Source organism: Bradyrhizobium sp. 35 (assembly GCF_023073215.1).
GTDB classification, from domain to species: Bacteria; Pseudomonadota; Alphaproteobacteria; order Rhizobiales; family Xanthobacteraceae; genus Bradyrhizobium; species Bradyrhizobium canariense_D.
Map to the genome: position 1 here is coordinate 85,702 of NZ_JADPJC010000010.1, position 12,307 is coordinate 98,008.

Here is a 12,307-nt window from a genome sequence, read left to right on the forward strand (position 1 = left end):
TGCGGCGCCTCAGGTGTCGCTACCTTGAGTGGAACCGAAACTCTCTCCTCGCGTTGCTGTGATGCTCCCGCGGGAGGAAACAACAATGCGCTGGAAAATCAGCCCTCATTTTCACGTCAGACTTGGACCGGATTCCCGGGGTGGTTCGCGAGGCCACGATCCCAGAACCCTCGACATGCTCGCCATCATCGCCCTGCTGCTGCTCGTGGTCGGCTCCGGCTGGTATCTGGAGACGAGTCTTGCCACGCCGCCTAGCACGACGGCATTCATCGTGCCGAGCCAGAGCGTGCACTGGTAATTAGCGGGACCAGAAAAAGCGTCCGGGTGGCGGCGGGACCGGCTCAGGCGGACGTGGCCGCTTCGGACGCAGCGGTTTCGGCGACGGCTCGGCGGACGAGGTGGTCTCCGCCCCCGGCGCCGTCTCGCTTCCCGGCACCTTCACCGCCAGCAGCAAGTTCGACTCGTGCATCCGCCAGCGGTAGCCGACGCCGAAATCGATCGGCTGGGCGCGCGTGAACAGCGCGGCGTAGCGTTCCTGGTAGCGGCCGGGGAATTCGCCGATCGGTCCGAGATAGCGGCCGAACGGGAAGAACCGCCATTGCCGCGAATTGTAGCTCGAAAGCGGAATGCCGGAATCGTCCTGGACGATGGTCGCGCTGTTGGCGAGCAACCAGTCGCGCGCCACGGTGAAATTGCCGGAGTGCAGCAGATAGGACGCACTCTTGATCAGGCTGTTGCCGGGTCCGAGCGTCTCGCAGAACTTCAGGAATCCTGCCGCGCGTGCACCTGAATTGGAGAGATCGGTCGAGAAATAATACAGCGTGCGCGCCTCGCCGTCGGGGCCCGCAAAGGTGATGCGGGCGCCGCGCGTCGCGTTCGGTCCTGGATTGTCGTTGCCGACATGCACGCCGCCCTTGTCGTCGAGTGCGACCATCTCGACATTGCGGATGATCTTGCCGGAGCGGACGAGGAAGACGTAGAGGATCGGCAAGGTGCCGTTGACCTGGTTGGTGTGCAGGTCGACCTTCATTTGCTTGGTGATGAAGAAGGAAAAACTCAGGATCGAGCCGAGCGAGCGCTCGACATTATAGAGCGCGGCGCCGACCGAACTGCGCGGCAATCGCGCCAGGTCAGCCACTGCACCGACCGGCTCCAGCGCGCCAAGCACGTAAGTGCTGGCCTTGGGATAGAAGGCGTTGGCGTAGAGGAAGTCGGGGCCGCTGAACCAATAAAACATGGTCGGCTTGGTCGCCGCCAAATTGACGTCGGCCCAGTTGCGGATCTTCGCGAGCTGGCGCTCCTCGAGCTGGGCGAAGGCACTGTCGAAGAATCTCGCCTGGCGTTGCCAACCCGAGTCCTTTGTGAGCGGCACCAGCGGCGAATCCGCCGAAGGCTGCATGCCCGCGAGGAAGCGCGCGGTGTCGTCGAAAGTTGCCTCGGCAGCACGTGCGGACGAGACGGCCCCAGCCAGCAAGGCGAGAGCCACGGCCGCAATTCTCATGGGTCGAAACATGTCTATTCGCGATTGTGTGACGTGCCAGCGGCGACCGGCCGCCTGCGGAAAACAGCATAAATCACCAGGCCCGAGACCATGACGAGCATCCCCGATAGCGATTGTACCGGCCGCTCAGTCAATAAATAGTACATCATGAACGCGGTCACGAGCAGGAACACGAGCGGCGTGAACGGGTATCCCCAGGCACGATAGGGCCGCGGCAAATCGGGATCCGTGATGCGCAGCTTGATCACGCCGGCGACCGTGAAGAACGAGCAGAACAGCAGCGCGAACTGGATGAAGTCGAGCACGGCCTCGAAGCTGCGCGTGAACAGCAGCAAATTGGCGACGGCGAGCTGAAACAGGATGGCATAGGCCGGCGCGCCGCGCACCGATCTCCGCGAGAACACGCGCAGCGCCGGAATATCCTCCCCCATCGTCATCATCACGCGCGGGCCGATCCACATCATCGCGCTGATCGAGGAGATCAGGCCGAAACAGATCATCGCGCCGACGATCCGGCCGCCGAGATTGCCGAAGATCGCGCTGCCGGCGACGCTGGCGACATCGAGCTGACCCGCGAGCGCGCCCACCGGCGTAGAATGGAGAAACACCGCATTCAGCGCGACGTACAGCACGAGCACGATCAGCGTGCCCGCGAGCAGCGCACGCGGCAGGTCCCGCTGCGGCATGTTCATCTCGCCGATGATGTAGGTCGCGGCATTCCAGCCCGAGAACGAATACATCACGAATACGAGCCCGATCGCGAAAGGCGCGCTGACGATATGCACGAGATCACCCGCCTGCGGCGTGAAGGCGATCGGCTGCGGCACGCCGACGATGAAGCCGGCGACCAGGAAGGCAACGATCAGCACGACCTTCAGGATGGTCGAGATCAACTGGAACGTCGAGGAATGCCTGACCCCGGTCAGTTGCACGAGCGAGACCAGCCACACCACGGCGATGGCAAGCGGGATCGGCGGCACATCGGGGACCACCGATTTGGCGTATTCGCCGAAGGCCATCGCGGCGAGCGCGACGGGTGCTGCAAAGCCAACCGTCGCCGACACCCAGCCGGCGAGAAAGCCGAAGGCGGGATGATAGGCTCGGCCGAGGAAATTGTATTCGCCGCTCGAGCGCGGAAACATCGCGCCGAGCTCGCTGTAGGAGAACACCCCGCACAGCGCGACGATGCCGCCGACCGTCCAAAGCAAGAGGATCGAGAAGCCCGAGGGAATGTCCTTGACCTGGAAGCCGAGGCTGGTGAAGACGCCGACCCCGATCATGTCGGCCACGACGATGGCGGTTGCGACCAGAACGGAGACCCCCGACCCGCTTCCGGTCAGCCGGCCGGTCCAGGGTGCAGTACCCGCATCTGATGCCGTCATCGCCGTCCTCAACCTCAGGCGTCACGTCTCGTGGGAAGCATCGTGCAGCTCGGTCCAGTCAATTCAAGCAGGGTTAACAAGGGTTAAATGAGGCGGGGCCAAATCGGTACTGCAGCACCATCAATGCACGAACGGGCAATAAAGCGTCGTAAACACCGGGACATCCCGTCTCCCTCCCCCACAATCACGACACGATTGCGTGGTCCCTTTGAGCGTTCCGGATGTGGGGAAGTTTCTCCGGACACTTAACGTCGCCTAAACGCCCATAGGCTCAATTGCCTTAATGATTGCCGATGGACTTGTGGTCATGACTTGGGGTCATGGGTGAATGGTCGGGGCCGTTCCGAAACCGAGAGCTGACATCCGCGCCGACCGGACCACGTCCGGCGCACGCGGTCGTGCGCTTCGGACCGCTCTGATCTCAGCCTTGGTGCCGTTGTCGCTGACGCTGGTTCAATGCGGCAAGGCACCCAATCCGGCAGCACTCGCGGCGAACTCGCAGGCCAATGCCCAAGGCAACGTCCAAGCCAACGTCCAGGTCGTTGCGAAGACAAACCAGCAAGTCGCAAGCAACGACACGTTCGAGGATCGATTCCCGGCCCCCCAGTTCAGGGAGCGCTTCCCATCCGCGAGCGAGGGTTTTCTGCAACGGCAGATGTCGGACTTCTCACCCAAGCGCGCCGTGCAGCCGCAGCCGGAGCAGGCGCCTTACAAGGTTGCTTCGCTCGCGCCGCAGGCCCCCTACCAGCGTCCGCCACGCGAGGACCTGACGACGCTCGTCAGCATGAAATCGTCAGCCTTCCCCTATTTCGGCAACAACCCTGCCTCCGACGCGCCATTCCTCAACATCTCCAAGGGCGACCGCCGCGGCCACCGCAGCTATTCCGGGCGCGTGTTCTGGCAGGACGAGACTTACAACGATAACCGCGTCCTGATGCACGTGCCCGAACATTTCGACGTGCGGAAGCCAGGCGTGATCGTGGTGTTCTTCCACGGCAATGGCGCGACGCTGGAGCGCGACGTGCGCGACCGCCAGCTGGTGCCGCAACAGATCACTGATTCCGGCGCCAACGCCATCCTGCTCGCACCGCAGATGGCGGTCGATGCCGCCGATTCCAGCGCAGGAAAATTCTGGCAGACTGGCGGCCTCAAGCGCTTCATCGACGAGTCGGCGAACCATCTCGCCCGCCTCACCGGCGATCCCAACAGCGCCCGCGCCTTCGCCAACATGCCGATCGTGATCGTCGGCTACAGCGGCGGCTTCCTGCCGACGGCCTGGAGCCTCGAGGTTGGTGGCATCAGTGACCGTGTCCGCGGCGTCGTGTTGCTCGACGCCGTCTATGGCGAGATGGACAAGTTCGCCTCATGGATCGAGAGCCACCGCTCCGGCTTCTTCGTCAGCTCCTACACCCGCTACACCGCACGGCGCGACCGCGAACTGATGAGCACGCTGCGGCAGAAAGGCATAACCGTCTCCGAAGACATGGACGGCCCCTTGCGTCCGGGCAGCGTGGTGTTCGTCGAAACCGGGGACGGCATCACGCATCGTGACTATGTGACGCGAGCGTGGACGCGGGACCCGCTCAAGGACGTCCTCGTGAAGATGTCGGCGACGCCATCACTCGCGCTCACGCGCGTGGCCTCCACCAATCCATCCCCGTCGAGCCGGTAAGCCCGCGATATTGCGCCGTCGGTATTTTGGCTAGGTGGGCCTGTAACTGTCGCAGGCCCTGATCTGCCTCAGGTCTTTGGCAGCTTCGGAATGCTTTCGGCAAAGCCGTTGAAGCAGGCCAGCCGCTCGTCCTCTTCCTTGAAGAAACGGCAATCGGCGTAGCCCTTGGCCTTGGCCGGCTTCGGCTTTGGCGTCGGCGGGATCACGGCGTCGTAGCAATTGAGCCGGTCCTTGGTGCCGTCATCGAGGTCCAGGCAAGCCTGCAGCCGCGCCGCGATGGATTGTGGCTTGCCCTTCGGCGCGGCAGCCGGCTTGGCCGCAGCCTCCTTGGTGCCCGCCTTGGTCCCTTTGGGCTTGACCTGCACCAACGGCTTGTCTCCGATCATTGGTGGCTTGTCGGCTTGCGCGAAAGCGGAAGCTGAATAGAGCACCGCGGCAACCGCCAGAATCATCCTCATCTCAGTCAACCCTCTTTGGTCCCCATGACCGGCCTTCTAGCCTCCCGGCGCGCGGTTTGCCAAGCACCTTGCGCACACAGGCACGCTTCCGTTCAGGCCGGGGCGGCTGTTGCCGGCCGGGGCCGGGTCAGGACGACCAGGATCAGCGCCACCACCACGAAACCGACTGCGACGAAGCCGAGCGTATGCAGGAGCTCGCGGGCGAACAGCAGTCCGCCGACGGCAGAGCCGACCGCCTGGCCGATATAAAGGACGGAGGTGTTGAGTGCGACGGTCGCCGATGCCAGCGACGGTGCGGCCGAGACCAGCCGCACCTGCTGCATCGAATTGGTCGAGGCAAAACCGAGGCCCCAGATCGCGACCGCACCCGCCATCAACGCGAGCGTGCCGGCGCCGAGTGCCCAGCCCGTGATTCCTGCAAGCAGCAGGCAGGTGAACAGCAGCGAGGTGCGATAGGGTCCCGAGGTGTCGACGATGCGGGTCGCGATGACAACGCCGAGGAAGCCGCAGACGCCATAGAGAGCGAACACCAGGCCGATCGCATCGGGCCCTGCGCCGGTCAGCTTGTTGAGCAGCGGCCCCATGAAGGTGAACACCACGAACTGCCCGGACATCTGCAACATCGTGATCGCAAGCAGAAGCCGGATCGTTCTGTTGCGACCGACCGCGCTCCAGGTCTTCAGATCCACCGGCGTCCCCTTCAAGCCCCCCGGCAGCCGCATCAGCAACAGCAGGAAGCTGACGCAACCGAGCGCGCCGATTCCGCCATAGGCCGCGCGCCAGCCATAGCGGCTGGCGATGAAGGTGATCAGCGGCAGGCCGACGGCGGCAGCGAGCGACCAGCCGAGAAAGATGTAGGCAATCGTGCTGCCGCGACGCTCCACCGGCACGATCAACGCCGCCGTACCGGCGGCCTGCGGCGTGTAAAGCGCGCCGACCGCGAGCATCACCAGGCGGGTGACGAGGAGGCTCGCATAGTCGGGCGCAAAGGCCGAGGCCAGATTGCCAAAAGCGAGCACCGCCAGCGTCGTGGTGAGTAACGCCCGGCGCTCGATCCGGCTGGTGAGCCAGGCCGTCAGCGGCGAGCCGATGCAGAGGATGACAGCCCCGAAGGTGATCAGGAGCGCAGCCGCATGGATGCTGACGTCGAGCCCCGTCGCCAATTCCGGCAGCATGCCCGCCGGCGCCAGTACTGAGCAGCCGGTGACGAGATTGCCGAGCATCAGGGCGGTTGGCGCGAAACGGCCGGCGCGTGCATTTTCCATGCAAACGCATGTAGAGCCGCCTTGCGACCAGTTAAAGGGCGTTGCCCGGAATAGTTCGTGCAGCGCCTCCGCTTTTGCGCGCCGGTTTCTTGGAAATGCCGGATTGCGCAGGCCGACTCGCCTGATATATCGCTCGTTCCCGCTTACCTGCGCTCGTTCGCAGGAGTGAGCCTCAGGAGACATGCCATGACCGACCAGCCCAAGGACCCATCCAAGGACCAATCCAAGTCCGAGCAGCCCAAATCCGAATCCGGCTTCCAGTACAGCCTCAGCAATTTGAGACCCGTGACCCCACCGGAAAAAATCACCCTCACCTTCCCCGACGGCGCCCGGCGCGAATACGCCAAGAGCATCACCGGCCTCGAACTCGCCAAGGGCATTTCGCCGTCGCTGGCCAAGCGTACGGTCGCGATGGCGCTCGACGGCGTGGTCTCCGACCTCGACGATCCCATCGAAGCCGATGCCAGGATCGAGCTGATCAACCGGGACGATCCACGCGCGCTCGAGCTGATCCGCCATGACTGCGCCCACGTGCTTGCCGAAGCCGTGCAGACGCTGTGGCCGGGCACGCAGGTTACCATCGGCCCCGTGATCGAGAACGGCTTCTATTACGATTTCTTCCGCAACGAGCCGTTCACGCCGGAAGACTTTGCCGCGATCGAGAAGAAGATGCGCGAGCTCATCGCGCGCGACAAGCCTTTTACTAAGGAGGTTTGGGATCGCGAAAAGACAAAACAGGTATTCCGCGACAAGGGCGAGGCGTTCAAGGTCGAGCTGGTCGATGCCATTCCCGGCAACGAGCCGATCAAGATCTATTACCAGGGCGACTGGTTCGATCTCTGCCGCGGCCCGCACATGACATCGACCGGTAAGGTCGGCAACGCCTTCAAGCTGATGAAGGTGGCCGGCGCCTATTGGCGCGGCGACAGCAACAACCCGATGCTGACCCGCATCTACGGCACGGCATTCGCCAAGCAGGAGGACCTCGACGCTTATCTGAAGCAGATCGAGGAAGCGGAAAAGCGCGACCATCGCAAGCTCGGACGCGAGCTCGACCTCTTCCACTTCCAGGAGGAAGGTCCGGGCGTCGTGTTCTGGCACGCCAAGGGCTGGACCATCTTCCAGCAGCTGATCGCCTATATGCGACGCCGCCTGGCCGGTGACTATAGCGAGGTCAACGCCCCCCAGATCCTCGACAAGTCGCTGTGGGAGACCTCCGGCCATTGGGGCTGGTACCGCGAGAACATGTTCGCGGCGCAGTCGGCCGGCGAGGAGGCCGAAGACAAGCGCTGGTTCGCGCTGAAGCCGATGAACTGCCCAGGCCACGTGCAGATCTTCAAGCATGGCCTGAAGAGCTACCGCGACCTGCCGCTGCGGCTCGCCGAGTTCGGCGTGGTGCACCGCTACGAGCCGTCCGGCGCGATGCACGGATTGATGCGCGTGCGCGGCTTCACCCAGGATGACGCGCACATCTTCTGCATGGAGGATCAGCTCGCCGACGAGTGCCTGAAGATCAACGAGCTGATCCTGTCGACCTATGCCGATTTCGGCTTCACCGGCGATCTCACTGTGAAGCTGTCGACCCGGCCGGAGAAACGCGTCGGCACCGACGCGATGTGGGATCACGCCGAGCGCGTGATGGCGACGGTGCTGCGCGAGATCCAGTCGCAGAACAATCACATCAAGACCGAGATCAATCCGGGCGAAGGCGCCTTCTACGGACCGAAGTTCGAATATGTGCTGCGCGACGCCATCGGCCGCGACTGGCAGTGCGGCACCACGCAGGTCGACTTCAACCTGCCGGAACGGTTCGGTGCGTTCTACATCGACCACGACAGCGGCAAGAAGCCGCCGGTCATGGTGCACCGCGCGATCTGCGGTTCGATGGAGCGCTTCATCGGCATCCTGATCGAGCACTATGCCGGCAACTTCCCGCTCTGGCTGTCGCCGGTGCAGGTGGTGGTCACCACCATCACGTCGGAAGCCGACGAGTATGCCAAGCAGGTGCTGGAGCAGGTCCGGCGTGCGGGACTTCGAGCCGAGATCGACCTGCGCAACGAAAAGATCAACTACAAGGTCCGCGAGCATTCGCTCGCCAAAATTCCGGCACTGCTCGTGGTCGGCAAGAAAGAGGCCGAGACGCAGTCGGTCTCGATCCGCCGGCTCGGCAGCGACGGGCAGCAAGTGACGACGACGGTGGAAGCCATCGCCGCCCTCGTCGACGAAGCGACCCCGCCGGATGTGAAGCGGGCGCGTGGCGCGACCTGACATCTGAAATCGGTCTAAACTCGCTTTCGGTTGCGGGCGTGCATTCCTATGTGGGGACTGCACGCCCCACGACCAGCCGAAGAGGAAACCGCAGTGCCCGACGCCATCGAACTCCTGAAGACCCGCCGCTCGGTCAAGCCGCGCGAGATGTCCGGACCTGGCCCCTCCCCGGCCGAGCTCGAGACGATCCTCACCATCGGCGCGCGCGTGCCTGATCATGGCAAGCTCGCGCCCTGGCGCTTCATCATCTTCGAGGGCGATGCGCGCCAGCGCGCCGGCGAGGTGATCGCGAAGGTGTTTGCCCGGAAGAATCCCGGCGCGCCGGCGGCCGACGTCGAGACCGAGCGCAAACGCCTCACGGATGCGCCGCTGGTGATCGGCATCGTCAGCTTCACCAAACCGCATCCGAAGGTGCCGGCCTTCGAGCAGGAATTGTCGGCCGGGGCCAGCGTTATGAACATCGTCACGGCCGCGGCGGCGCTCGGCTACGGCGCCTGCTGGCTGACCGGCTGGTTCGCGTTCGATCGCGACGTGCTGGATGGCCTCGGCCTCAAGCCGGACGAGAAGCTCGCGGGCTTCGTCCATATCGGCAAGCCGACCAGGCCGAGCGAAGACCGTCCGCGACCGGTCCTTTCTGAAATCGTGACGCGATTTTAATCGAAGGCGTGTTGACGCCTTCGACGTCTTGCGGCTTTGATCCCGGCGAGGGAGGAAGCCCGGATGAAGCGTCGTGAATTTCTGGTCGGAGCCGCGCTGCTGGCCGGCACGATGGCGCGAAGCCGCGCCGCCGACGTCCCCGCGCCGTCGTCCGACGGGCTCGACCGTATCACAGCGTATTTCGACAACGAGGTGACGAATGGCCGGCTGCCCGGCGCCGTGGTGCTGGTCCAGCAGCACGGCAAGCCGGTCTATCTGAAGACTATTGGCGTGCGCGACACCAGGACCGGTCTCGCGATGACGCCCGATACGATCTTCGCCATCCACTCGATGACCAAGCCGATCACCTGCCTTGGCGCGATGATGCTGATCGACGAGGGCAAGCTCGCGCTCACCGACCCCGTGTCGAAATACGTTCCCCTCTTCGCCGACACCAAGGTGGGCCTCGAGGTCACCAATCCCGACGGCACGTTGCACCTGGATCTCGTGGCCCCGGTCCGTCCCGTCAACATCGAGGATCTCCTGCGGCACACCTCGGGCATCAGCTACGACTACATCGGCGGCAAATGGGTCGAGCAGGCCTACAAGGCCGCAAATATCTTCGAAGGTCAATTCAACAACAGGGAATTCGCCGAACGCATCGCAAGGCTGCCGCTGGCACGGCAACCGGGAACGCTGTGGCGCTACGGTCATTCCACTGACGTCCTCGGCAGCGTCATCGAGATCATCTCGGGCCAGACGCTGTACGAATTCCTCAAGCAGCGCATCTTCGATCCGCTCGGCATGAGCAGCACCAAGTTCGCGCTGGCGACCGAGGACGAGCTTGCGCGGATGGCGCGGCCGCTGCCGAACGACAACATCCTGCTCGCCGCCGAGCGCGAGCGCCTCGATCACCCCGAATGGCAGTCCGGCGGCGGCGGGCTGCTCTCGACCATCACCGACTACCAGCGATTCGCGCAGATGCTGCTCAATGGCGGCGAGTTCGACGGCAAGCGCTATCTGAGCCCCGCTGCCTTCAAGGCCATGACGACCGATCACGTCGGGCCGGGCTCGGGCGTCGGACGCGATTACTTCTATTTTCCGGGCGACGGCTTCGGCTATGGCTATGGCCTCGCGGTGCGGACCGATCCCGGCAACGCCAAACCGCCGCCGCCGGGCTCGCTCGGCGAGTTGAAATGGGACAGTGGCAGCGGCACCTATTTCGGCGTCGATCCCAAGCTCGACATGGTCTACCTGCTGATGCAGCAGACCCAGAACGAGCGCAGCCGCATCACGCCGGCCTTCAAGGCGCTGGTCTACGACTGCTATCCGTCCGAGTTACGCCGTCCGTGAATCTCGCTCGCCGAAATCGGCGAGCAGCTTTGCGATCTCGGCGGCGTATACTCCCATCATCCTCGTCATTGCGAGCGCAGCGAAGCAATCCGGACTGCCCACGCGGAAAGACTCTGGATTGCTTCGCTGCGCTCGCAACGACGGAGTCTGTGGGTGGAAGCGTCGCACTTTCATCGCATTCCGGATCGCAGACGCACCTTCGCATCCTCGCGGCTTGTTCGCCCGAGCTTTGCCTCGATGCCTTACCCTCAAATGAAAGAGGGCGCAGGGAGACCGGGTGCCGGCTGGCACCCGCGGTCCACTGTGCGAGATTGTCGTGAACAAAATTGCACAGCAGCATACAGGTGAAGCCAAAACATCCGGCCTTCCCTGCGCAGTGGCTTTACGGCTTATGTCGCGCTCTCCCCGGGGAGCGATGCACTATTGCCCCCGTCGCCTTGCGGATGGCTGACGCGTGCGCCCGGTTGGGCAACCCACATCACCGCAACGCTTGACGCACAGACCCCGGGCGTCAGGACCACACGATTTTGCCGTACGCCGATCACACCGGTCGTGTGCGCGAGGCCTTCGCTCACGGTTGCCCGCCCTGCGAAGCCGATCGCGCCGATGTGACTAACGTCCACCGCCGTCCGGCCCGCGTTCGTGACGATCGCGATACGCCCCTCTTCCTTGGGCCGGGTTGCGGCGACACATACGTCGTTTCCGAAATTCGGTAAAGCGGAATATTTTCGCGGCTCGCGTTGACCGACAATTTGGGTGTTTTGCCCGTCGGGCAACGCAAGGTCTTGTAGCCCGGATGAGCGAAGCGATATCCGGGATTCCTACCACGGGCTGTCCCAGGTATCGCTTCGCTCACACGGGCTACGGCAGCGTGTCAGGAGCCATCACCCTGCCAATCGCTCGATCACGAGATCGAGCAGCGCGCGCAGGCGGGTGAGGCGCTTGAGATCGCGATGATAACCCACAAAAGTGTCGCGGCCGGGTGGCGTCGCGCCGATGTCGAGCGCGACCAGCCGGCGGTCGCGGTCGCCGAGCGGGCGCGGCAGCACCGCGAGCCCGCCGCCGCTCGCGCAAAGCTCCGCCTGCGCCTGCCTGTTGTTGCTGCGCGAGGCGATTTCCATATTCGGCAGCGTGCACTTCAGCCACAGGGCATCGGGCATGTCGGCGAATTCGGTATTCATCGTCACAACGCGGACACCGCTTCCGTCGCCCGCGCGTGGCGGCTTGCTACCTTTCTTGCCGTAGAGTGCGTAGGGAATGTGGAGCAGCTTTCGGGAGATCACTTCAGGCTCGCTAAACGGTTTGATGCGGAAGACGAGATCAGCCTCGCGGCGCGGCAGGCTGTAGAGGCGCGCATCGGTCAGAAGCTCGACGGTCACCTTGGGATGGCGCTTGCCAAAAGCGGCAATCACCGGCGAGAGTATTACCGTGCCGAACCAGTCCGACGACGACAGACGCAGCAAGCCATCGAGCTGCGTCTCCGCACCGGACGCACGCCGCTCCAAGGCGAGCGCCTCCTCTTCGATCCGCTCGGCATGGCGCAGCACAGCCGTTCCCTCGTCGGTCAGCACGAAACCATCCGCCGTACGCTGGAACAGCGTTTGCCCGAGCGACTGTTCGAGCGCGCGAAGTCGCCGTCCCATCGTCGGCTGGGTCTGGCCGATCTTGCGCGCGGCCGCGCCGAGAGTGCCTTCGCGCGCAATCGCCAGGAAGATGCGCAGATCACTCCAGTCCACCGGAAGCCTCCCTCATACAAAAACGCACGGACATCG

The 12,307-nt window shown here is 63.9% G+C and carries 10 protein-coding genes; 5 read left to right on the forward strand and 5 right to left on the reverse strand.

The annotated features are described in order from the left end of the window. Positions 1–85 precede the first annotated feature (85 nt). Positions 86–298 (forward strand): hypothetical protein, encoded by a 213-nt coding sequence (locus tag IVB36_RS01070; RefSeq protein WP_026232939.1) that lies wholly within the window; start codon positions 86–88, stop codon positions 296–298. Here IVB36_RS01070 and IVB36_RS01075 read toward each other — a convergent pair whose 3' ends face one another. After that, positions 299–1,513: a hypothetical protein gene (locus tag IVB36_RS01075; RefSeq protein ID WP_247390248.1), complete on the reverse strand. Its 1,215-nt coding sequence runs from the start codon at positions 1,511–1,513 to the stop codon at positions 299–301. It abuts the gene before it with no gap. Positions 1,514–1,515: 2 nt separating this feature from the next. Beyond that, the gene (locus IVB36_RS01080) at positions 1,516–2,883 is read right to left on the reverse strand and encodes an amino acid permease (protein ID WP_247390250.1); all 1,368 of its coding nucleotides are present in this window, start codon (positions 2,881–2,883) and stop codon (positions 1,516–1,518) included. A 328-nt stretch (positions 2,884–3,211) separates the two neighbouring features. Between IVB36_RS01080 and IVB36_RS01085 the strand changes: the two genes are divergently transcribed. Then, on the forward strand, positions 3,212–4,555 hold the full coding sequence (locus IVB36_RS01085; protein ID WP_247390252.1) for an alpha/beta hydrolase: 1,344 nt from the start codon (positions 3,212–3,214) through the stop codon (positions 4,553–4,555). 68 nt (positions 4,556–4,623) lie between these two features. Here IVB36_RS01085 and IVB36_RS01090 read toward each other — a convergent pair whose 3' ends face one another. Further along, positions 4,624–5,013: a hypothetical protein gene (locus tag IVB36_RS01090; RefSeq protein ID WP_026232937.1), complete on the reverse strand. Its 390-nt coding sequence runs from the start codon at positions 5,011–5,013 to the stop codon at positions 4,624–4,626. Positions 5,014–5,105: 92 nt separating this feature from the next. Next, the gene (locus IVB36_RS01095; RefSeq protein WP_247390254.1) at positions 5,106–6,278 is read right to left on the reverse strand and encodes an MFS transporter; all 1,173 of its coding nucleotides are present in this window, start codon (positions 6,276–6,278) and stop codon (positions 5,106–5,108) included. Between the two features lie 186 nt (positions 6,279–6,464). On the opposite strand from IVB36_RS01095, the gene thrS reads away from it, so the two are divergent. The 3 genes from thrS (at position 6,465) to IVB36_RS01110 (ending at position 10,535) form a co-directional block, all read left to right on the forward strand. Further along, complete coding sequence (gene thrS, locus IVB36_RS01100) at positions 6,465–8,546, forward strand: threonine--tRNA ligase (RefSeq protein WP_162496534.1); 2,082 nt, start codon at positions 6,465–6,467, stop codon at positions 8,544–8,546. Between the two features lie 93 nt (positions 8,547–8,639). Continuing rightward, on the forward strand, positions 8,640–9,203 hold the full coding sequence (locus IVB36_RS01105; protein WP_018455367.1) for a nitroreductase: 564 nt from the start codon (positions 8,640–8,642) through the stop codon (positions 9,201–9,203). A 63-nt stretch (positions 9,204–9,266) separates the two neighbouring features. Further along, on the forward strand, positions 9,267–10,535 hold the full coding sequence (locus IVB36_RS01110) for a serine hydrolase domain-containing protein (RefSeq protein ID WP_085351139.1): 1,269 nt from the start codon (positions 9,267–9,269) through the stop codon (positions 10,533–10,535). 884 nt (positions 10,536–11,419) lie between these two features. On the opposite strand, the gene IVB36_RS01115 is transcribed toward IVB36_RS01110, so the two are convergent. Further along, positions 11,420–12,271, reverse strand: coding sequence for a LysR family transcriptional regulator (locus IVB36_RS01115; RefSeq protein ID WP_247390257.1), 852 nt, complete (start codon positions 12,269–12,271; stop codon positions 11,420–11,422). Positions 12,272–12,307: the final 36 nt, after the last annotated feature.

Coding starts and splice junctions, on each gene's coding strand:
- IVB36_RS01070 (WP_026232939.1), top strand. CDS start 86: ATGCGCTGGAAAATCAGCCCTCATTTTCACGTCAGACTTGGACCGGAT.
- IVB36_RS01075 (WP_247390248.1), bottom strand. CDS start 1,513: ATGTTTCGACCCATGAGAATTGCGGCCGTGGCTCTCGCCTTGCTGGCT.
- IVB36_RS01080 (WP_247390250.1), bottom strand. CDS start 2,883: ATGACGGCATCAGATGCGGGTACTGCACCCTGGACCGGCCGGCTGACC.
- IVB36_RS01085 (WP_247390252.1), top strand. CDS start 3,212: ATGGTCGGGGCCGTTCCGAAACCGAGAGCTGACATCCGCGCCGACCGG.
- IVB36_RS01090 (WP_026232937.1), bottom strand. CDS start 5,013: ATGAGGATGATTCTGGCGGTTGCCGCGGTGCTCTATTCAGCTTCCGCT.
- IVB36_RS01095 (WP_247390254.1), bottom strand. CDS start 6,278: ATGGAAAATGCACGCGCCGGCCGTTTCGCGCCAACCGCCCTGATGCTC.
- thrS (WP_162496534.1), top strand. CDS start 6,465: ATGACCGACCAGCCCAAGGACCCATCCAAGGACCAATCCAAGTCCGAG.
- IVB36_RS01110 (WP_085351139.1), top strand. CDS start 9,267: ATGAAGCGTCGTGAATTTCTGGTCGGAGCCGCGCTGCTGGCCGGCACG.